This is a genomic window from Agathobaculum massiliense, assembly GCF_900291975.1.
Classification (GTDB): Bacteria; Bacillota; Clostridia; order Oscillospirales; family Butyricicoccaceae; genus Agathobaculum; species Agathobaculum ammoniilyticum.
Genome location: NZ_OMPN01000001.1, coordinates 2,699,385 through 2,720,056 on the forward strand (window position 1 = coordinate 2,699,385; position 20,672 = coordinate 2,720,056).

General features: G+C 58.0%; 21 protein-coding genes. 16 read left to right on the forward strand and 5 right to left on the reverse strand.

Going from position 1 to position 20,672, the window contains the following annotated elements:
* Positions 1 to 6 precede the first annotated feature (6 nt).
* The 11 genes from purM (at position 7) to DBQ51_RS13775 (ending at position 11,865) form a co-directional block, all read left to right on the forward strand.
* Positions 7 to 1,044 carry a phosphoribosylformylglycinamidine cyclo-ligase gene (gene purM, locus DBQ51_RS13725; RefSeq protein WP_054328061.1) on the forward strand — a complete coding sequence of 346 codons (1,038 nt, stop codon included), beginning with the start codon at positions 7 to 9 and terminating at the stop codon, positions 1,042 to 1,044.
* A gap of 64 nt (positions 1,045 to 1,108) precedes the next feature.
* Positions 1,109 to 1,732, forward strand: a complete 624-nt coding sequence (purN, locus tag DBQ51_RS13730; protein ID WP_054328060.1) for a phosphoribosylglycinamide formyltransferase — start codon at positions 1,109 to 1,111, stop codon at positions 1,730 to 1,732.
* A gap of 20 nt (positions 1,733 to 1,752) precedes the next feature.
* Positions 1,753 to 2,466, forward strand: coding sequence for an IMP cyclohydrolase (locus DBQ51_RS13735; protein ID WP_107631835.1), 714 nt, complete (start codon positions 1,753 to 1,755; stop codon positions 2,464 to 2,466).
* A gap of 10 nt (positions 2,467 to 2,476) precedes the next feature.
* Positions 2,477 to 3,652 (forward strand): phosphoribosylaminoimidazolecarboxamide formyltransferase, encoded by a 1,176-nt coding sequence (locus tag DBQ51_RS13740; protein ID WP_054328058.1) that lies wholly within the window; start codon positions 2,477 to 2,479, stop codon positions 3,650 to 3,652.
* Positions 3,649 to 4,233, forward strand: a complete 585-nt coding sequence (locus DBQ51_RS13745) for a hypothetical protein (RefSeq protein WP_054328057.1) — start codon at positions 3,649 to 3,651, stop codon at positions 4,231 to 4,233. The genes DBQ51_RS13740 and DBQ51_RS13745 overlap by 4 nt, the downstream gene beginning before the upstream one ends.
* Positions 4,230 to 4,784 (forward strand): hypothetical protein, encoded by a 555-nt coding sequence (locus DBQ51_RS13750; RefSeq protein WP_107631836.1) that lies wholly within the window; start codon positions 4,230 to 4,232, stop codon positions 4,782 to 4,784. Before DBQ51_RS13745 ends, DBQ51_RS13750 begins: the two co-directional genes overlap by 4 nt.
* Entirely contained in the window at positions 4,781 to 6,031 is a 1,251-nt protein-coding gene (gene purD / locus DBQ51_RS13755; protein ID WP_054328055.1) for a phosphoribosylamine--glycine ligase, read from the forward strand. The genes DBQ51_RS13750 and purD overlap by 4 nt, the downstream gene beginning before the upstream one ends.
* 58 nt (positions 6,032 to 6,089) lie before the next feature.
* Complete coding sequence (locus tag DBQ51_RS13760) at positions 6,090 to 6,614, forward strand: hypothetical protein (RefSeq protein WP_107631837.1); 525 nt, start codon at positions 6,090 to 6,092, stop codon at positions 6,612 to 6,614.
* A 486-nt stretch (positions 6,615 to 7,100) separates the two neighbouring features.
* Complete coding sequence (locus DBQ51_RS13765; RefSeq protein WP_107631838.1) at positions 7,101 to 7,658, forward strand: RNA polymerase sigma factor; 558 nt, start codon at positions 7,101 to 7,103, stop codon at positions 7,656 to 7,658.
* Positions 7,651 to 8,433 (forward strand): hypothetical protein, encoded by a 783-nt coding sequence (locus DBQ51_RS13770; protein ID WP_107631839.1) that lies wholly within the window; start codon positions 7,651 to 7,653, stop codon positions 8,431 to 8,433. The genes DBQ51_RS13765 and DBQ51_RS13770 overlap by 8 nt, the downstream gene beginning before the upstream one ends.
* Positions 8,434 to 8,535: 102 nt before the next feature.
* Positions 8,536 to 11,865 (forward strand): S-layer homology domain-containing protein, encoded by a 3,330-nt coding sequence (locus tag DBQ51_RS13775; RefSeq protein ID WP_107631840.1) that lies wholly within the window; start codon positions 8,536 to 8,538, stop codon positions 11,863 to 11,865.
* Positions 11,866 to 11,920: 55 nt separating this feature from the next.
* Here the strand turns inward: DBQ51_RS13775 and DBQ51_RS13780 are convergent, their stop codons facing one another.
* A complete protein-coding gene (locus DBQ51_RS13780; protein WP_054328049.1) occupies positions 11,921 to 12,148 on the reverse strand; it encodes a hypothetical protein in 228 nt (75 codons plus the stop codon).
* 83 nt (positions 12,149 to 12,231) lie between these two features.
* On the opposite strand from DBQ51_RS13780, the gene rlmD reads away from it, so the two are divergent.
* Entirely contained in the window at positions 12,232 to 13,584 is a 1,353-nt protein-coding gene (gene rlmD, locus DBQ51_RS13785) for a 23S rRNA (uracil(1939)-C(5))-methyltransferase RlmD (RefSeq protein WP_107631841.1), read from the forward strand.
* The gene (locus tag DBQ51_RS13790; protein WP_159068195.1) at positions 13,566 to 14,111 is read left to right on the forward strand and encodes a hypothetical protein; all 546 of its coding nucleotides are present in this window, start codon (positions 13,566 to 13,568) and stop codon (positions 14,109 to 14,111) included. The genes rlmD and DBQ51_RS13790 overlap by 19 nt, the downstream gene beginning before the upstream one ends.
* 340 nt (positions 14,112 to 14,451) lie before the next feature.
* Here the strand turns inward: DBQ51_RS13790 and DBQ51_RS13800 are convergent, their stop codons facing one another.
* Positions 14,452 to 14,880: an RNHCP domain-containing protein gene (locus tag DBQ51_RS13800; protein ID WP_107631844.1), complete on the reverse strand. Its 429-nt coding sequence runs from the start codon at positions 14,878 to 14,880 to the stop codon at positions 14,452 to 14,454.
* 377 nt (positions 14,881 to 15,257) lie between these two features.
* A complete protein-coding gene (locus tag DBQ51_RS13805) occupies positions 15,258 to 16,052 on the reverse strand; it encodes a ZIP family metal transporter (protein ID WP_107631845.1) in 795 nt (264 codons plus the stop codon).
* A gap of 335 nt (positions 16,053 to 16,387) precedes the next feature.
* Here DBQ51_RS13805 and DBQ51_RS13810 point away from each other — a divergent pair, with 335 nt between their 5' ends.
* From DBQ51_RS13810 to trxA, 3 genes are read left to right on the forward strand one after another with little or no spacing between them, the layout of a single operon-like run.
* Positions 16,388 to 16,765 carry a DUF3783 domain-containing protein gene (locus DBQ51_RS13810; protein ID WP_054328044.1) on the forward strand — a complete coding sequence of 126 codons (378 nt, stop codon included), beginning with the start codon at positions 16,388 to 16,390 and terminating at the stop codon, positions 16,763 to 16,765.
* Positions 16,762 to 17,571 carry a DNA-3-methyladenine glycosylase family protein gene (locus DBQ51_RS13815; protein ID WP_107631846.1) on the forward strand — a complete coding sequence of 270 codons (810 nt, stop codon included), beginning with the start codon at positions 16,762 to 16,764 and terminating at the stop codon, positions 17,569 to 17,571. Before DBQ51_RS13810 ends, DBQ51_RS13815 begins: the two co-directional genes overlap by 4 nt.
* 19 nt (positions 17,572 to 17,590) lie before the next feature.
* Positions 17,591 to 17,896 (forward strand): thioredoxin, encoded by a 306-nt coding sequence (trxA, locus tag DBQ51_RS13820; RefSeq protein ID WP_107631847.1) that lies wholly within the window; start codon positions 17,591 to 17,593, stop codon positions 17,894 to 17,896.
* Positions 17,897 to 17,970: 74 nt separating this feature from the next.
* On the opposite strand, the gene DBQ51_RS13825 is transcribed toward trxA, so the two are convergent.
* Positions 17,971 to 19,416 carry a collagen-like protein gene (locus tag DBQ51_RS13825; RefSeq protein ID WP_159068227.1) on the reverse strand — a complete coding sequence of 482 codons (1,446 nt, stop codon included), beginning with the start codon at positions 19,414 to 19,416 and terminating at the stop codon, positions 17,971 to 17,973.
* 135 nt (positions 19,417 to 19,551) lie between these two features.
* Positions 19,552 to 20,634: a glycosyltransferase family 2 protein gene (locus DBQ51_RS13830; RefSeq protein ID WP_107631849.1), complete on the reverse strand. Its 1,083-nt coding sequence runs from the start codon at positions 20,632 to 20,634 to the stop codon at positions 19,552 to 19,554.
* Between the last annotated feature and the right edge of the window lie 38 nt (positions 20,635 to 20,672).

Consider the following 20,672-nt stretch of genomic DNA (forward strand, 5'->3'; position numbering starts at 1 on the left):
ATTACTATGAGTGAAAGCCGTTCTGAAAGCTACAAGGCTGCCGGCGTTGACGTGACTGCGGGCTATGAAGCGGTCAAGCTGATGAAGCCGATGGTCGAATCGACCTTTACCAAGGGCGTGATGGGTACGCTGGGCGGTTTTGGTGGCCTGTTCCGTCCGGATTTCAAGGGCATGGCCGACCCCATCCTGGTTTCCGGTACGGACGGTGTGGGTACCAAGCTCAAGCTGGCCTTCCTGATGGATAAGCACGACACGGTGGGCATCGACTGCGTGGCCATGTGCGTCAATGACATCGCGTGCTGCGGCGCACAGCCGTTGTTTTTCCTGGATTATATCGCGGTCGGTAAGAACCATCCGGCCAAGATCGCGCAGATGGTTTCCGGCATCGCGGAGGGCTGCCGCCAGGCGGGCTGCGCGCTGATCGGCGGCGAAACCGCGGAGATGCCCGGCTTTTATCCGGAGGACGAGTACGACATGGCAGGGTTCTCGGTCGGCATGGTGGATAAGGAGAAAATGATCGACGGGACGACGATCCGGCAGGGCGACGCGCTGGTCGGCGTGGCTTCCTCGGGCGTACACTCGAACGGCTATTCGCTCGTGCGCAAGACGCTCGGCATCAATGAAAAGTCCGTGCGCCGCTATATCGACGAGTTTGGCAAAACCCTGGGCGAGGAGCTGCTCACCCCGACCAAAATCTACGTCAAGGCGATCCAATCCCTGATGGGCAAGGTGGATGTCAAGGGCATCAGTCATATCACCGGCGGCGGCTTTTACGAAAACGTGCCGCGTATGCTGCCCGAAGGCATTTGCGCGAAGATCGAAAAAAGCGCCATGCCGGTGCCGCCGGTGTTCGGCCTGATTGCCAAAACGGGCGGCATACCGGAGCGCGATATGTACAACACGTTCAATATGGGCGCGGGGTTGGTGCTTTCGGTTGCCGCGGAGGACGCGTCGCGCGCGGTCGCCGCGATCTCGGCCGCGGGAGAAAAGGCGTATATCATCGGCGAGTGCGTGAACGGCGAGAAGGGCGTGGAACTCGTCTGACGCCGGCGCGGCTACGCAGAGTTTGATTCAATGCGCGCTGCGGCGCAGAAAATGGAGATCCAATATGATAAACATTGCAGTTTTGGTTTCTGGCGGCGGTACGAACCTGCAGGCGCTCATCGATGCGCAGCAGGCGGGCAAGATCGAAAACGGGCGCATCGCGTTTGTCGTCTCCTCCAATCCGGACGCGTTTGCGCTGGAACGGGCGGCGAAGGCCGGTATCCCCTCCGCGGTGCTGCGGCGCAGGGAGTTCGCTTCTCCCGACGCATACGGCGCTGCGCTGGACGCGCTGCTGCGCGAACGGGAGATCGGGCTGGTTGTGCTCGCAGGCTTTATGACCGTGCTCAGCGCGGACTTCTGCCGCCGTTATGAGAACCGCATCATCAATATCCATCCCTCGCTGATCCCCGCGTTCTGCGGGGAGGGCTTCTACGGCTTGCGCGTCCATGAAGCGGCTTTGGCAAAAGGGGTGAAGGTGACCGGCGCAACCGTGCATTTTGTATCTGAAGTGGTGGACGGAGGCGCGATTATCTCGCAGAAAGCGATTGAAGTGGAGGACGATGACACGCCGGAGACGCTGCAGAAGCGCGTGATGGTTCAGGCGGAATGGCAGCTGCTTCCGCAAGCCGTGTCCGATTTCTGCGCGGGCAGGCTGACCGTCGACGGCGCGGCCGTCAAGAGAAAGTAACAAAGGAGTGTGTTTGCGTTATGAGCAAAAATGTGTTCAATATCGCGGATGAGTTGGTGTCCAACACCTATCCGGGCCGCGGCATCATTTTCGGCCGTACAAAGGATAACAAAAGGAACGTTGCGGCCTATTTCATCATGGGCCGGTCGGAGAACAGCCGGAACCGCGTGTTTGTGGAAACCGAGGATGGAATCCGCACGGAAGCGTTTGACCCGTCCCGAATGACCGACCCCTCCCTGATTATTTATCATCCGGTCCGTGTCTGCGCGGGTAGGACGGTCGTGACCAACGGCGACCAGACGGATACGATCTGCGACTATCTGCGGCAGGGAAAAAGCTATATCGACGCCCTGCGCACCCGCCAGTTTGAGCCGGACGCGCCCAACTATACCTCCCGCATTTCCGGCGTGATCAACGAGGACGGCTCGTACAGCCTGTCTATTCTCAAAAACTTTACCTCCGACCGGACCTCGAACAAGCGCTTTTTCTATGAATATGACAAACCGGTGCCTGGGCTGGGCCATTTTATCCATACCTACCTGTGCGACGGCAACCCGCTGCTCCCGTTCCGCGGCGAGCCGAAATGCGTCCGCATCGAGCTGCCGCTGCAGGAGTTCGCGGACATGATGTGGGACAGCCTGAACGAACAGAACAAGATTTCGCTCTTCGTGCGGTATATCGACCTGGAAACGGGTAAATACGAGCAGGTCATCAAAAACAAGCATGTGAAATGAGGGGAAACGAATGAAAGAACTGGCATTGAAATACGGCTGCAACCCCAACCAGAAGCCCGCGCGCATTTTTATGACCGAGGGCGAGCTGCCGATCGAGGTCCTGAACGGCAAGCCGGGGTATATCAATTTCTGCGACGCGTTCAACGCGTGGCAGCTGGTCAAGGCGTTGAAAAAGGCGACCGGCCTGCCGGCCGCGGCCTCCTTCAAGCATGTTTCGCCTGCGGGCGCGGCGCTGGGTAAGCCGCTGACCGACGTGGAAAAGCAGATCTATTTCGTGGAGGCTGACCACGAACTGTCGCCGATCGCATGCGCCTACATCCGCGCGCGCGGCGCGGACCGCCTGTGCTCCTACGGCGACTGGGCGGCGCTGTCGGATACCTGTGATGCGGATACCGCAGCTTATCTCGCGCGGGAGGTATCGGACGGTATTATCGCGCCGGACTACACTGCCGAGGCGCTTGAGATCCTCAAGACCAAGCGCAAGGGCGGCTACAATGTGGTTAAGATCGATCCGGACTATGCGCCGAAGCCGGTTGAGCAGCGCGATATCTTCGGCATCCGCTTTGAGCAGGGCTATAACGATTATGAGATCAATGAAAGCCTGCTCACCAATATCGTGACCGAGCAGAAGGAGCTGCCGGAAAGCGCCAGGCATGATATGATCCTCGCGCTGATCACGCTTAAGTATACGCAGTCCAATTCCGTGTGCTATGTGAAGGACGGTATGACCATCGGCGTGGGCGCGGGCCAGCAGAGTCGCATCCACTGCACGCGCCTTGCGGGCAATAAGGCGGATAACTGGTTCCTGCGCCAGCATCCCAAGGTGCTGGGCCTGCAGTTCAAGGAAGGTATCCGCCGTCCGGACCGCGACAACGCGATCGACGTATATATTTCGGACGAATACGAGGATGTGCTGGCGGAGGGCGTTTGGCAGAATACATTCGCGGTCAGGCCGGAGCCGCTCACCCGTGAGGAGCGCCTGGCCTGGATCAAGGGCAATGCCGGCGTCACGGTCGGTTCCGACGCATTTTTCCCGTTTGGGGATAATGTAGAGCGCGCGCGCAAGTCAGGCGTGCAGTATATCGTCCAGCCGGGCGGCTCGATCCGCGATGATAACGTGATTGAAACCGCGAACAAATATGGTATTGTGATGGCGTTCACCGGCATGCGCCTGTTCCATCATTGAGCCGGAGCAACGCTTCCGGTGCGGCGGTCTGGACGCTGGCTGCCTTTGCCGCGCAGATAGCGGCGTCCCTGTTCCTCAATGGGACGCTCCGGCCGGTCGGTATGCTGCTGATGGCGCTGTGCTATCTGATGAACGCATTTGCGGCATTCTGGCTGCGTTGCTGGGTCGCTTTGGGCGCGTCAGCGGTGGGTGCTCTGCTCACGGTGACGGTACCGAACGGTACGGATCCCGCATGGGTCGGCAATATGGCGGTCAACCTGCTGTTCCTGCTGTTCTACCTGCCGATGGAGCGCGATTTTGACCGCCGGCTGCGTGCGGCCGACGCCTCTGAGCAGACGCTGCGCCTGGGCCGCACCTGGGCGATGGCGACGCTTGTGCAGCGCGGCGCGTCCATGATGGGCTTTCTGCCGTATTTCGAAGGGCAGGCCGAGCTTTCGGTCCAGCAGGGCGCGTATACCGTGCTGTTCTGCGTGCAGATGGGGCTGGAGGTTGTGGCGCTGCTTGCGGCGGTGGTTTCCTATGCTTGGATGGTGCGGTATTTGTGGCGCGCGAAAACGCTGCTTGCGGAGGATAAAGTATGAATGTTCTCAAAAGCTATTACGCCTATCTGGGGATCGCGGCCGGCATTGTGATCAAGCTGGCGATGCTGGGCAGCACGGCACTGGCGGGCAACTGGATGCTGGAGCTGGTGGCGTATGCCGTGATCTCGGCGGGCGCGCTTTCCCAACAACAGGCGTCTCCGTGGTTCCGGCGGGCGAGTATCACAGCGGATGTGCTGATCGGCTTTACGGTGGTCTGCGGGCCAGCGGTCCTGCCGCCGTATTGGGGGAATATCCTGGAGTATGCTTCGCTTGTGCCGCTTATTCTGCTCGGCTGCATGCTGCTGCTTGCGGCGGCGGACCAGATGCGCGCGGCGGGGCGGCAGGTCGTTCTGGAATGGGTGCTGGTGGCTGTATGGAGCACAGGGTATATCCTGTGGCTTGTCATGGCGTTCGACTGGCTGGAGGAGCCGGTGGTCGCGCAGGGGATCCGGATCGCCAGCATGCTGCTGCCGTTGGCCCATGTCGCCCTACTGGTGGATATGTTCCGCGCCCAGCAGCAATACATCCGTATGGAGGTAGATAAATCATGAAAGTTTTGGTAATCGGCGGCGGCGGCCGTGAGCACGCGATCGTCCACGCTTTGAAAAAAAGCCCCAAGGTAGATCATATCTGGTGCGCGCCGGGCAACGGCGGCATCGCGCAGGAAGCGGAATGCGTGGAGATCAAGGCGACCGATATCGACGGTGTCGTTGCGTTTGCAAAGGCACAGCGACCGGATCTGGTGATGGTCGCGCCGGATGATCCGCTTGCGCTGGGCATGGTGGATGCGCTCGAAGAAGCGGGCATCCGCGCGTTCGGCCCGCGGAAAAACGCGGCAGTTATTGAGGGGAGCAAATCATTCGCCAAGGAATTGATGAAGAAATACGGCATCCCCACCGCGTCCTATGCGGTATTTGAGGATTCCACCGCCGCGATCGACTACATCAGGCGGAACGGCGCTCCGATTGTGGTCAAGGCGGACGGCCTGGCGCTGGGCAAAGGAGTAACGGTGGCAATGACAGAGGAAGAAGCGGTTGCCGCGGTCAGGGACGCGATCGACGGGCATGCGTTCGGCGGCGCGGGCGCGCGCGTGGTGATCGAGGAATACCTGACCGGTCCCGAAGTTAGTGTGCTGGCGTTTGTGGACGGGAAGCACCTGAAAACCATGCCGTCCGCGCAGGACCATAAGCGCGCCTACGACGGTGACGCGGGACCGAACACCGGCGGCATGGGGGCGTTTTCCCCTTCCCGTTTCTATACGGAGGAGATCGCGGCCGTTTGTATGGAAACGATCTTCCAGCCGACGGTCGCGGCGATGGCCAAGGAAGGGCGGCCGTTCAAGGGCGTGCTGTATTTCGGCCTGATGCTGACGCCCAAAGGGCCGAAGGTGATCGAGTATAACGCACGGTTTGGCGATCCGGAAACGCAAGCCGTGCTTTCGCGGCTGGAAACCGATCTGTTCGATATTTTCAATGCAGTGATCGACGAAAAACTGGATGAAATCGAAATCCATTGGGCCGACAACGCTGCGTGTTGCGTTTGCATGGCGTCCGGCGGATATCCCAAGGCGTATGAAAAGGGCAAGGAGATTACCGGCCTTGCGGATGTGAAGGATTCGTTCGTGTTCCACGCGGGTACGGCGGTCAGGGGTGGTACATTCGTCACCAGCGGCGGGCGTGTGCTGGGCGTGACCGCGGTCGCCCCCACGCTGGAGGAAGCAATCCGCAAAGCGTATGCGGATGTGGAAAAAATCCATTTTGAGGCGGCGCATTACCGCAGGGACATCGGCGTTAAATAAGCGATGCACGGCGCGGCAGGGAGTCCGCGCCGTGTTCCATAAGGAGAGATATAGGAATATGAAAATAGAGCAACAGGAACAGATATTGAGCTGTATGTCCGATGTGCTGAATCAGAACGGGTTCCGCGCGGAGGTAATGCGGCAGGAGGGCGCGCCGACGCTGCTGCGGTGCGAGGCTATGCGTCAGGGCAAAGTGGCCAAGGACGTTGTGATAGAATGCTGCTTTATCCCGATGCAGCTTCCGGCGGAGGATATGGGGCTGCTGCAGTTTTTCGTCACACTGTTCCAGGGCGCGCCGGATACGCATGAGACGCAGCTTCGCAAGGCGTGCGTCTACTGCAACGATTTCTGCGCGCTGGGTGCGTTCGGCTTTTTTGAGCAGGCGGGGCAGATCTACCTGAAGCACAATACCTTAGTGGATGGCTCGCTGGAGCTGGAAAAGATCATCCCGTTTATTGCGGATAATATTTCCGTGCTGCTGGCAGCGGTCACGCGGTTCATCGACGGGCTAGCCCAGATCGCTTACGCAGGTATGACGCTTGACGCGGTGATCGATCAGGAGCTGTTCCCTAAGCTGGGCTGAAACGGCTGCCGCAAAACATCGGATAAACGCGGAGAAACCGCGCGAAAAGAGAACCACAAAGCAAAAGCAGCCGGAAAGGCTGCTTTTTATTTGCGCACGGTTTGACGCTGAAAACGTAGAATAGAGATGTTTTTTGCGAATATCGGTCTTGTTTTTATAAAAATGAATAAATAGTCTTTTTAGAGTGCCGATATGATGCACGATAGAAAGCGGGAGCCGTGAAAAATATCCGCGTAGCGGGTGGCAGGGACTTTCCTCCGCGTCTGATTTCGGGTATAGTATAGTCATATCAGGGAAAGGGTCCGCGCCACACGGCCAGCGACCTGGCTCGCGTTTTTTTTGAACCAAACGGCAGGAGGTCGGCTCTTATTGACAGGTGTACCAAAACAGGCGGCGCATAAACCTAAAAAATTTTTTTGAACCGATTGCCGTTTTCGGTGCTCTTATTATCAGGTACACCGAAAACGGAGAAAGGACATTGCAAACATGACCGATGAAGAACTGGTTCGCCGGATGCAGCGGGGCGATATGCAGGCGTTTGACGAGTTGTATGCGCGCTATAAAAACGACGCCTACCGCGTCGCATGCCTGATTACGGGAAACCGTGCGGACGGTGAAGATTTGACGCAGGAGGCGTTCGTCATCTGCGCGCGGTCGATCGGATCGCTGAAAGACGGTGCGAAATTCCGACCGTGGCTGCTGAAAACGCTGTCGCGGGCAGCGTGGAAGTACTGCCGGAAAACCAAACGCGAGACACCGGTCGCGGAATTCTTTGAAACCGGAGAGGCGGAAAGCGCGCTGTCCGCCGTACTCCGCACCGACGAGCAGCGGCGGCTGTATGAAGCGCTGTATGCGCTGGATGAAAAGCGGCGCGTCGTGACGATTCTGTATTACTTTGACGACCTTCCGGTTAAGGAGATCGCATGCACGCTGGGCGTGACCGAAGGTACGGTAAAATCCCGCCTGTTTTCCGCCCGCCGCCATCTGCGGCAGGCGCTGACCGCAAAAGAGGGAAAGCCAAAGGAGGCTGCAACAAATGGATGAAATGAAGATGGACCGCACGATCAGAGAGACGATGAAGCAGTGTGCAGAGGGGCTGGAAGCGCCCGACAAGCTGAAGACACGGATTGATTTTGCGCTGAAGAGCGGAGCGCCCGCAGAACTGCGCCGCCGGCCCAAATGGGGCAAGCGTCTGGCAGCGGTATGCCTGGTGGCGGCAGTTGCCGTGACCGGCGCGGTCGCGGGCAGCGGCGTTGTAAGCTGGGGATCGAGTACCCGACTGGATAAGAACTGGACGGATTTCGAAAAAACAGCCGCCTATGTGCAGGAAAATATAGCGGGAGCGAAATATGTTGAGTCATTCTCGAATGGCTTCGTCTTTGAAAAGGGTAACGAGAGCATGACCGATAAACGGGACGAAAACAACCATACTCTGGGTTCGTTTACCGGTATTCAGCTCGATTATGAGCAGGATGGCGTAAAATTGACATTGGCTTTTGATCCGGTGCAGGAGGAAGGCGAGTATACCTCTCCCTACGATACGGTACGCACGGTGGCGGGTACCGAGGTACACTACCGCGAGATGAAGGGCATTTATTTGCCGGCTGATGGCAACAGCCAGCCCACGGCGGAGGAACAGGCGGCATTCGATCGCGGCGAGATCAATATTGCTTACGGTTCGGACGAGCGTGAGGAAAAGGTGTTTTACCGCGTATCGTGGATCGAGGGTGACATCGCTTATTCGATCTATACCTTTGACCCGGGCAGCCTGACGATGGATGATTTCTTCCAGATGGCGCAGGAGGTCATTGAGGCGTAAAAAAACAGGCAAACCGCTGTTGACAAGTCGGCAGCGGTTTGTTAATATATAGCTGTACTATTACATACAGTACAGATAATACACGAGGGTGAGGTGTATCCCATGAAAAAACGGTTGGCGGCATTCGCAACAGTGCTTGCGCTCCTGCTGCCGCTCGTGCCGGCGGAGGCGGCCGCGGCGGGCAGATACGGGCAGCACGGGTTTACCGAGGTAAAAACGCAGGGTACAGGCGAAGGAACATACCATCTGCTCCGGCATACGGATACGGGCGCACAGGTCGTCTGGCTGGAAAACGGCAGCGAAACGCGCGAGTTCGCGATCGGCTTCCGAACCCCGCCGGAGGACAGCAAGGGCGCGAACCATGTTCTGGAGCATTCCCTGCTCAACGGAAGCGAGCAATATCCTCTCAATGACCTGATGCATATTCTGCGCAACAGCTCGGTCGCGCAGGAACTGAACGCGTATACGAGCGAGGATTATACCACCTATGTTTTCCGCACCGAGGCGGAGCAAGACTTTTATAATCTCGCGGATATTTATACGACGTGTGTGCTGTTCCCGCTGCTGCGCAGCGAGCCGAATATTTTCAAGCAGCAGGGTATCCGCATCGAATATTCGGACGGAAAAGCGCGATATAACGGTATTGTGTACAGCGAGCTGCGGCTGAAAAGCCTGGATACAGACCAGAATTCGCTAGATTTTGTATCCGATAAGCTGTATGAAAACCTCTATGGCGACTCCCCAGCAACATTTGATTCCGGCGGCGCGATACCGGAGCTGCTTGACCTGACCTATGAGGACGTCATGTGGGTATACGACACCTATTACCGCCCATCCAATATGCTGGTATATACGGCGGGAAAGCAGGATATCGGTAAAACGCTCAAAATGCTGGATGGATATTTGAATAAAACAGACAAAGGTGAAACGCCGGCTGTGACCATCCAGGCACAGCCGATCGCGCAAGCACAGATCGTACAGGAGTATAATGTGACCGGTTCCACGCAGACGGTGGACATCGGCTTTATGGCGCATGGGCCGAGCATCCTGGATACAGGGAAGATGGAGGCCTGGGGCGCGATGCTGACCTGTCTGCAGCGGCAGCTTGGCGAGGCGTTCCCCGAGGCGCTGCCCTATACGGTGGGCGGCAATGCGGGCGGCATCTACAATGTCGGCGTGATACTGTCCGAGGTGCCGGTGGAGCAAAAGGATGAGGTGGTTTCGGTATTCCAAAAGCTGCTGGAGAATGCGGCGCAAAACGGCTTCCCAACCGCGTTACTGGACGAAGTGCTTGACCAGCAGCAGAAAGCGCAGCAGTTTGCACGGGAAGAGGTGTTTATGGGCTTCACCTATGCGGGGGACCCCTTCGCTTGCATCGACCGATCGGACGTTATTGCGGATTTGCGACAGGATATGTCATATTTTAAGTCGCTTGCGGCAGAATGGAGGGACAGCAAGTTCCAAACAATCGTCATCTCCGGCAATGGCGCGGCTAAGTACTCCATCCCCGAACCGCGGTTGGACGCGGCCGGATTGGAGCAGGTGAAGCGGGACACCGAGGCGTTTAATGCTTGGCTGGACCAGCCGGATGATCCAGCGGTACTCGCCAAACTTCCCACACTCGACCTGAACGCCTTTTCAGAGGACCCGTTTTCCATGGAACAGACGAGCCAAACCACGGATGGCGTGACCTGGTATTTCAATGAGGCGACGGATACGGAAGCGCCGGCATTTTCTCTTTATTTCCCAATCGAACTTCGGCAGGAGGAAGCCTCCGTATGGTGCCTGCTGTGCGAATATCTGAACGATCAGTTCGAGGAGGCAGGGCTGTCCCTTTATACTGGAATGTCTTCGGGCGAACGGTATGACGCACCGGATACGCTTCAGCCTGCATTCGCCCTCGGTGGCGGTGTGGAAGCCGGAAAGGCCGCGGATGCGGTACAGGCGGCGGCAGAGCTGCTGCGTGGGCAGCCGTTAGCGGATGCGGCTGCGTTACGTACCTTTCTGACCGAACGGAGAGACAGCCTGCGCGCACAATATCGGGATCCGTATTACTATGAATACAGCATGATGCTGCAATCCAGCACCCAAGCAAACCGCTTCATGGACCGCGTTCCGGCGGGGTTTGTCGGCTCGTCTATGTCTTATAAGGCGTTTATTGAGGAAGCGGCGGCAAACGAGGGCGGGGACGCCGCGCTGCTCGAACAGATGCGCACCCTGCTGGAGCGTGTACTTCAGCGCACAGGGGTGGTCGCGGAGTTTACCGGAAGCCGCGCGGATTTTGAAGCGTTCCGGCGCGCGGCTGCGGCATTTGTCGCGGCGCTGCCCGCGGGAACAGGCATATCCTCCTGCGAATGGATTTCCGGCGGATGGCCGAGCGCGCTTGTGGTATCCTCAAACACGCAGGACGCCAACCATGTCATGCTGACCGGCCAGTTCCGCACGCCGCCGGAAAATATGGCGGTTTACGATGTGCTGGGGCCGCTGCTGACTGCGAAATACATGCTGCCGGAGCTGCGCGACAAGCGCGGCGCCTATGGCGCGAGCCTGCTGTTCGATGCAAACGGCGTTACCATGGTTTCGTCAGGCGGCGTGAGCGTGGACGAGGCGGTGGCGGTGTTCCGCGGGGCGGCGGATTACCTGCGGTCGATGCAGCTTGCGCCGAGCGAGCTGGCGGGCTTTCAGGTAAATGCGGTCAACACCTTTGACATGGACGCGGAATGGTCGCGGGCAAGCGGCTTGGGCCTGGCACGGTCCGGACACACCCAGGCGGATTATGCGGCGGAACGCGCGGCGATCCTTTCCCTGACCGAGGACGACCTGAAGGCCTGCGCGGATGAGCTGGAAGCCATGGTCGCACAGAACCGCGTATTTGCGCAGACGACCAGGGCGGCGGGAAAAAACGTACAGTTTCCGTTTGCCGCGCGGGTGGATGCGGCCACAGGCAAGGTCACGCCGCTGCTCAAGACGAATATCCCAAGGTCGGATGATACGGCGCCGGTCACGCGCGGGGAGGCGGCGGTGCTGCTGGCGGACAGCCTGACCGATCAGACTGCGGTGGAGCAGCCCGAGCTGGCGCGGTTTGCAGATGTAAGCCCAGACAGTGCGCACGCGGCTGCGCTGGCGCGGCTGCACGACCGCGGCCTGCTGAACGGCTATGCGGATGGCAGCTATCAGCCGGACGCGCTCCTTACCCGCGCGGAATTCTGCGTGATCGCTTCCACGCTGTCCGACAGCGATTCCACAGCGGGGGCGCCCGTGTTTACCGATGTATATCAAGGCTATTGGGCGCAGGCGGCGATTGAAAAAATGGCGGCGCAAAACATCCTTCAAGGGGATGGGGACGGCTGTTTCCGGCCGGAGGAGCCGATCACCGCGCAGGAGATCACCTTGATTTTGCAGCGCCTTTCTGCGATCAATCAGGGAGAATAAGAGGAAAAACAGAACAAAAAGCAGAAAAGCGTCCGTATGGACGCTTTTCTGCTTTTTAAAACCGCTCGCAGTAGCCCTCGCCGCCGTTGGCCAAGGACTTGAGCGCCTGCTCGGATCGCTCGTTCGGGTCGTCCGCAATGGAAACCGCGTCGGTCAGCGTCTCCTGCGTTTCCCGCGGCAGATCGAAGAACCGCTCCATCGCGCGGGTGTTGTGTCCCATCTCATTGAGGAAAGAAAAGGGGATATCCGCGGAGACGCGCTTTTTCTTTTCATTTCGTTCCATTCGTACCGCTCCTTTCGATTGCAGTATGTGCCGGAAGCATGATATAATACGGATACAAACCGGAAAAAGGAGCGCCGTGAGGAATGGAGCTTATTAAAAATAAAATTTATCGCTGCCAGATCAGCGATTATACTGCGGATGGCACGGGGTTCGCCAAAATCGGGGGACGCGCGGTGTTTGTCCCGCGCACCGCCGTGGGCGACCAGTGTGACGTGCGGCTTGTCAAGGTGACGAAAAACGTTGCGTTTGGCCGTGTGGAAAAGCTGGTTGCGCCTTCCGGCGCGCGCATAGAACCTGCCTGTCCGGCGGCGGGACGGTGCGGGGGCTGCTGTTACCAGCACATCACCTACGAGGAGGAGCTGCGTGCGAAGGGGAAAAAGGTGCGCGACGCGCTGACTCGTATCGGCGGGCAGGACGGAAGCAAGCTGCTTGGCATTACCGGCGCGCCCGCTACCGTGCATTACCGGAACAAGGCGCAGTATCCGGTCGGACGGGATAAGGAGGGCGGTATCGTCACCGGCTTTTATCGGCCGCGCAGCCACGAAATCGTGCCGGTCGAGCGCTGCCTGATCCAGTCGGAAACAGCCGACCGCATTGCTGCGGTTGTACGCTCCTGGATGCAGGAGTTTGACGTGCCGCCGTATGATTACGGTGCAAACCGCGGTGCGGTGCGGCATATTTACGTCCGTGTAGGCGAAAAGAGCGGCGAGAGCCAGTTGACACTGATTACGGCGACACGCAAGATGCCCGCGCTGGAGGTACTCGTGAGCCGCCTGCGTGAAAGCGAGCCGGCGCTGACCGGTATTTTGCTTAACCACAACCAGCGCGGCGACAACGTAATACTCGGCGACCGGACCGATGTGCTGTGGGGGGAGGCCATGTTGGAGGACCGGCTTTGCGGACACTCCTTCCTGCTTTCGCCCGAGGCGTTTTATCAGGTTAACCATGCCCAGGCCGAGCGTCTGTACGCGTGTGCGGCGGACTTTGCGGGGTTGATGGGAGAGGAAACCGTGCTGGACCTGTACTGTGGCGCGGGGACGATCACGCTGACGCTGGCGGAACGGGCGAAAACCGTGATCGGTGTGGAGATCGTGCCGGAAGCGGTGGAGAATGCCAAAAGGAACGCGGCGCGGAACGGAATGGAAAACGTGGAATTCCTGTGTGCGGACGCAGGGCAGGCGGCGCGGCAGCTTGCCGGACGCGGCATCGATGTGCTGGTTGTCGACCCGCCTCGAAAGGGCTTGGACGAAGTAGCGCGAGACGCGATCCTGAAGATGCTGCCGCCGCGTGTGGTGTATGTATCCTGCGATCCGGCCACGCTCGCCCGCGACGTTGCGGAGCTGTGCGGCGCAGGTTATTGGCTGGAAAGGGCGCAGGCGTTTGACATGTTCCCGAGGACGAGCCATGTGGAGACGGTATGCCTGCTGCAACGATGAAAACGGAAAGAGGGGCTTTCGCTTTGCACCAAAAGGGAAAAGCTATGAAAGTTTATTTTGACAAAGAAGGGCTGATAGAAAGCCTAGAATTTTATCGTGATAACAATGCACGATATTTTTTGTTTTTTAGTGTCAGTTCGGTATATCCTTTTGTCAAATATGAAGAAGAACTGGCAGAAATAAATGATTACTGCCTGTTTGTATTATGCCAGCTTGAGAACAAATTAAAGGCGCTGATTGCTGAGTCGGAAGGCCGGTTTGAATTGGTAAAGGGTTACCGGCGCCAAAGGGAATACACGGTGGAAGAACTGGACGTTTTTTTTGATCCGGCATATATGTTTTCGCCAGTGACCACTTGGGAAAATCTTTCCCACGATATTAACAAAAATACAATGCTGCTGTTGCTTCTTTCATATTTGGAGTCCTCGCTCAATGAAATTGCACAATGGTTTTGTGAGGTATGTTCGATTCCTTCGGGAAAGAAACAGAAAGGAACCAACGAAATTGCGTTTTATATTCAAAAATAGGCGAGTGTTGTCAGTGCGATTTAACAGAAACGCTGCAGAAGGAATTGTTGTATTTGGGCAGAGTAAGAAAAATAAGAAATCGGTTTGTTCATAAAGCGTGGGAGCAGGAGGAGGAGCAATACGATCAGTTTTATCTGTGTGACGTATTTCGAGTCGTGTCGATGATTTTTACCCAAATAGAAAGGGCGGCGTGCCATAAAGGAATCATTGAGGAAGACCAACTGTTCTCCAAAGGATAGAAATTTGTCCGTGTTGGAGCAGGAAAGGCATATTGTCTTCCAGAGAAAAGCCCGAGACGCGCAGAAATCAGAAAAGGCATGGCTTCGCCATGCCTTTTCCGTTATCCATTTAAGCAGCCGTTGCCGCCCATAAGAGCAGTCATCTCCTCGATTCGCTCCAGCGGGAACGGTGGTTCACACAATGGCTTCATGGCAATCGACATCAACTTCATCGGATTGTCATCCGCAGCCACCCGGTTGGAATGGAGCGTGCCACACCGGCGGCAGCGATGGATAACCGCCCATTCCCTGTTTTTGCGCACCCACACTGCGACGGGGTCCATGATGCCGCCGCAGTCTGCGGTACGGTCGCCGGGTTCATCGTCCAGATGCAAGCTTGACAGGCAGTTCGGACAATGGTTGCGGTGACCGCTGCCTGCGCCGACGGAGACGACCGGCCGCCCGCATACGCGGCAGGTAAAGCTTTCGGCACAGGGATGGGTTTTATAATAACCCTTTTCATACATTTTTCGTTTGTTTTCTCGGTTCATGGTTTGTTTGTCCTTTGTTATAAAATGATGGTTTCGCTTTTAGGACAACAAAAAATGGCCCGGGACGACGGGCCATTAAACTGTTCTGCTGGATAGATGGGGACGACAACATGCAGCCGCCGAAAAACGGCGGCAACGAAAAGGTTGCCCAATGAAAGGCAGGCCCGACTCTGTATCCGTAAAATCAGCACAGCAAAAAGCCCATCGTCTTGCGATGAGGAATTTTTGTCATCCTGTTATTTACGGATAGCCGACATCAAGCCACCACCTCTACTTTAATATTCTATCATAAGTATAGCATAAACAAAGCCGTTCCGCAAGGTTTTTTGCGGCGCCTGCTTAGCAGGTTGGGGAGCGCTTGCAGAATCCTATGTAGGTCATCCGAGCGCAACGTCAAGGATCATCATTACCAGAAAGCCGGCCATTACACCAAGTGTTCCAGGGTGGGAATGCTCTCCAAGGTGTGCTTCCGGGATCAGTTCCTCGACTACAACATACAGCATCGCGCCCGCGGCTGCGGAGAGCAGCCAGGGCATGAAAGGCGTAAGCTGCGCTGCAGCCAAAACCACCAGCACGCCGAAAATCGGTTCCACTACACCGGACAGCGCGCCGTAGAGAAAAGCGCGCGGGCGCGACAGCCCCTCTTGCTGCAATGGCAGAGACACCGCCGCGCCCTCGGGAAAGTTTTGGATGCCAATGCCGAGCGCCAGCGCACCGGCGGCCGCGATCAGGCCGGCCTCTCCGTTGTGCTGTGCCGCGCGGGCGAACGACAGGCCGACCGCCATACCCTCCGGTATGTTATGCAGCGTTACGGCGAGCACGAGCAGCGTGGTGCGCCGGAAAGAGGAGGGCAGCCCCTCGGCTCGGACGGCACCGCTGTGCAGATGCGGGAGCAGGCCGTCCAGCGCGAGCATGAGCAGAATGCCGAGGATAAAGCCGCCGGCGGCAGGGATCCAGCCGATCCCGCCAGCCGCCTCGGCCTCTTCAATAGCGGGGATCAGCAGGCTCCAAACCGAAGCCGCGATCATAACGCCAGCCGCAAAGCCGAGGAAAATACGCTGCAGCAACGCGCTCGATTTGCGGCGCAGGAAAAATACCATAGCGGCCCCCAGCGAGGTCATCGCAAAAGTAAAACCAGTGCCGGCCGCCGCCCAAACCAATGCTTGTATCATAAAAAGGCCTCCTTTCCGGATGGAAGTATGATAAAAAGTCCGTTCTGATAATAGAAAAGTTTATTGACAATTATAGTTAGCGCAAACCAACTACAATTATAGATATCCATGCCAAGACTGTCAAGGCAAATGTCTGCCGCCTGAATATGGAGCGAATGCGTATACTTCATTATACATGCTTCGCGCACCCGCCGCAAGAGGGAGATATAGGGGATGGCGGGCATATTGGCGGAAAGGCGTCGCGGCTGCAGGGTCGTGCGGCAGGCGCCTTTTCCTTGCTGGTTTGCCGGTCGCTGTGGTATAATAAAAATAAATGCTATAAGGAGGAACCGAATATGCCGGTGTCACGGGAAAACGTTTTATATTTTGATCCCAACAGCGGGGAACAGGCCGCTGTTTTGAAATCCATCCTGGTACGGATGGGGGTGCGTATTCGAAATGTCGCGCCGGAGGCAGCAGGACAGACGATTGGCTGTCTGCTTGGCCGAAAGGGGTTCGATGCGCGCGAAGCGCCGGAGACGCCGGCGCTGGCTGAGCCCGTGCTGGTGCTGGATGGTTTTACGGATAAGCGTCTGGAGATCCTGCTGCGTGAAATGAAAAAGAACGGCGTATCCATCCCGTATAAAGCGGTCGTGACAGAGACGAATCTGGGCTGGCTGTTCCACCAACTGTATGACGAGCTGGCGGCGGAGCATGAGGCGATGAGCAAATGATCGAACGCGAGATAGCAGACTTTGATTTGGAGCAGATCGCTCGGTCGGGACAATGCTTCCGCTTTCGGGAGCTGGGGGAAAAAAGGTACTCGGTCGTTGCGGGAGGGAAGTATATCGAAGTCTGCCAGGAAGGGCGGCTGGTGCGGTTCGATTGTTCGGAGGAAACATTCGAGTCGGTCTGGCGAGGATATTTTGACCTGGATGCGGACTATGGCAGGTATAAGCGGGCGGTCGCTAAGCGGGACCAATACCTACAGCGTGCGGTTGCGGCGGGATGCGGGCTGCGCATCCTACGGCAGGAGCTGTGGGAGACCATCGTGTGCTTTATCATATCCCAACAGAACAATATCGGGCGCATCACGAAATGCGTCGAAAATTTATGTTCCCTTTTTGGGGAAATCTGCTATAATAGGAGTGGACAGGTATACAATGCTTTCCCGACGGTCGAACGCCTTGCCGCCTGCACGCTGGAGGAGCTTGCGCCCATCCGTCTGGGCTATCGGGCGAGATACATACTGTCCGCCGCGCGGCAGGTTGTATCGGGCGAAGTAGACCTGGAGGCTGTCCGGCATATGGACTATGCCCATGCCCGCACCGAGCTGATGCGACTGTCCGGAGTGGGGCGCAAGGTAGCGGAATGTATTTGCCTGTTTGCGCTGCATCATATCGATGCGTTCCCAATCGATACGCATATCCGGCAGGTATTGGATGCCCACTATCCCAAGGGCTTCCCGTTAAAGCGCTATCGGGGATTTGCGGGCGTTATGCAGCAGTATGCATTTTATTATGAACTTGTGACAAACTGAAGCAAAGGAGTGTAGGAATATGGCGGTTTTAACCATTACAAAGGATAATTTTGAACAGGAGGTACTGCAGTCGGACAAGCCGGTTCTGCTCGATTTCTGGGCGAGCTGGTGCGGCCCGTGCCGCATGGTTTCTCCAATTGTGGACGAGATCGCGGAAGAGCGCGCGGATATTAAAGTCGGCAAAATCAATGTGGACGAACAGGGCGCGCTCGCGCAGGAGTTCGGCGTAATGAGCATTCCGACACTGGCCGTAATCAAGGACGGCCAACTCGCGAATAAAGCGGTCGGCGCGATGCCCAAAGCCAATATTCTTGCGCTGCTGTAAAAAAGAAAACGGAAACGGGAATTTCCCGTTTCCGTTTTTTTTATCAGCCGTCCGGACGCGCGCCAGAAACAGTGTTAAGTGGGGATATCGCCGAGCCGGTAGATTGTCAGGGAAATGTTGCTGTAAAAATACGTGCTTCCGCTGCCAATGACCCGCAGCGTGGCCGGGGCGGAGGAAACCGCTACCGGCGATGTGAACGCAATGCTTACAGTTTCGGTCGAAGTGTGGAAGTTATGCGATGCGGAAGCGCCAGCGACAAAGGACCCGTTTAACTCAAGCGTAAAGCTGATATTATAGGGGAATGTCACACCGCTTCCAGGCGCCATGCCGCCGTCAAAGACCACGGCATAAACGCCGGGATGGTTGATGGTGAAAATTGCGCTGTTGAGCTCGTGCGAGATGGAAGTGCCGTAGGAAAGTGCGTTCCGGTCAAAAATCAGGGCGTTATTTTCTGTGCCGCCGGGGTGCGAGGGGATGGAATAGGCGGATAACAGGTTGACCGTCGCACCGCTTTGGCCATCCTGCCCTCTGGGAATCGTAAAATCGAGTACAGCGTCTTTTTCCGTACCCGAGTTGACGACGCTGGCTTCGGTGCCGGGATCTCCGGTGGTAACTGTGCCGACACGGACGGTGGCGGCATCGCCATCTTCACCGGTTGGGCCGGTTGCACCCGTGGGACCAGTGGGGCCGGTTGGTCCGGTTGGACCAGTTGCACCTGTGGGACCGGTGGGTCCAGTTGCTCCGGTGCCAGTTGCGCCTGTCGGGCCTGTGGGACCCGTTGCACCTGTGGGACCGGTCGGCCCAGTCGCACCGGTACCCGTCACGCCCGTAGGTCCGGTCGGTCCGGTCGCGCCAGTTGGACCGGTTGCACCCGTGGGACCAGTGGGTCCAGTTGCTCCGGTGCCAGTTGCGCCAGTCGGGCCTGTGGGACCTGTTGCACCTGTGGGACCGGTCGGCCCAGTCGCACCGGTACCCGTCACGCCCGTAGGTCCGGTCGGTCCGGTCGCGCCAGTTGGACCGGTTGCACCCGTGGGACCAGTGGGACCAGTTGCTCCGGTGCCAGTTGCGCCAGTCGGGCCTGTGGGACCCGTGGAACCCGCTGCACCTGTGGGACCGGTCGGCCCAGTCGCACCGGTACCCGTTATGCCCGTCGGTCCGGTCGGTCCGGTCGCACCAGTCGGCCCCGTGGGGCCAGTAGGTCCGATTGCGCCGAAGCCGGTAGCACCCGTGGGACCTGTCGGTCCGGTCGCACCGGTGGGGCCGGTCGGCCCTGTCGCGCCGGTGGGGCCGGTCGGGCCGCCGGCGGGCCCTGTTGCGCCTGTCGCGCCGGTGGCGCCTGTCGCACCCGTCGCGCCCGGGAAACCTCCCGGCCCCTGAGGACCGGTCGCACCCGTAAAGCCGCGCGGCCCCATCGGACCACGCTCGCCGCGATACCCGCGCGGGCCTTCAGGTCCTGTCGGGCCTGTGGGACCGGGCGGGCATTGCTGGCCGCCGCATGTGCCGCCGCAGATCTTATCCATCCACTTGTCGGAGGAGCAGCCGGAACCGTCCCGTCCAACAAATTGTGAGCGATCGTACATGTCTTTCTTCCTTTCGGGAAATTTGCCGGATGATATCATTCGGCACTGCATTCTATGCGTGGGGGCGGTCTCCGGTCACTCCGCACCGGAGGCGCGCTGCGCAAAATACCGGCGGTTGTAGGCGACTGCGGGGGAATCCGGCCAGAAAGCCGCGGCATGCTCGTTCCATGCGGCGGCTTCGTCATGCTGCCCCAAGTGGTCGCAGCACACGCACAGCCCCAGACAGGGGATATACCCATAGCAGGAAACCTGCACAAAACCGCCCCGTTCTGTCCTGCGCGGCGCACGCAAGGCGGTTTCGTACCAGAACCTGGCCAAGGCATAATGCTCCTCCTGCAATTCAAGCGCGGCGAGCGCACAGCAGGTTTCCCCGCGCGGTTCATCCATGGAAAAGGACAGAAGCAGGGCGGCTTTCGCTTCGTCCCGTTGCCCGAGCGTGCAGAGGCAGTCGGACAGGTTGCGGCAGGCCTCTATCCGGTTTTCGGTCCAACCGTCCGGACGGGATAGGAAATCACGGAACGCAGCCACAGCCGCGTCCCACTGCTGATGCGCCATCAGCTCGCGCGCATAATAAAACTGCTCGCGCGCGGTCAGTGTTCCTTTTTCGGCGCGCTGCTTTTCATAAATATCAAGATTGCGGCGGCTGTCTGTTTTCCGCTCCTTGCGGTGTTCGACAGCTGCGTCCGCATACAAAATGCGTCCTTGTGGGGTGATGCACTCATGCACTGCGCCCTGCCAGGTAAATCCGGCTGCCCGCCGGAGCAGGCGCTCCCGAAAATAAACAAACGTCGGCTTGCCCTGCGGGTCGAACGCCACATGATAGGGAAGCATGACAACGTCGGCGGCTGCTTCCGCAAGCTGTTGCTTGAGCGCGGCAAAGCCCGCGCGGCTCTCCGGCGGTATCACATCGTCCGCGTCCAGCCACAGGATATAATCGCAGCCCGCCTGCGCGAACGAATAATTGCGCGCAGCAGAAAAATCATTGCACCAGGCAAAGTCCAGCACCCTGCCGTATTGTGACGCGATGGCCCTGGTCTGGTCGGAGGAACCAGTATCGACAATAATGATCTCGTCTGCGATCCCCTGCACGCTGTCCAGACAGCGCGCCAGCACCGTCTCTTCATCCTTCACGATCATGCAAAGACTAATGGAAACCATAAAAAAACCCTCCCGCGCAGTCTATGCTGCGCGGGAGG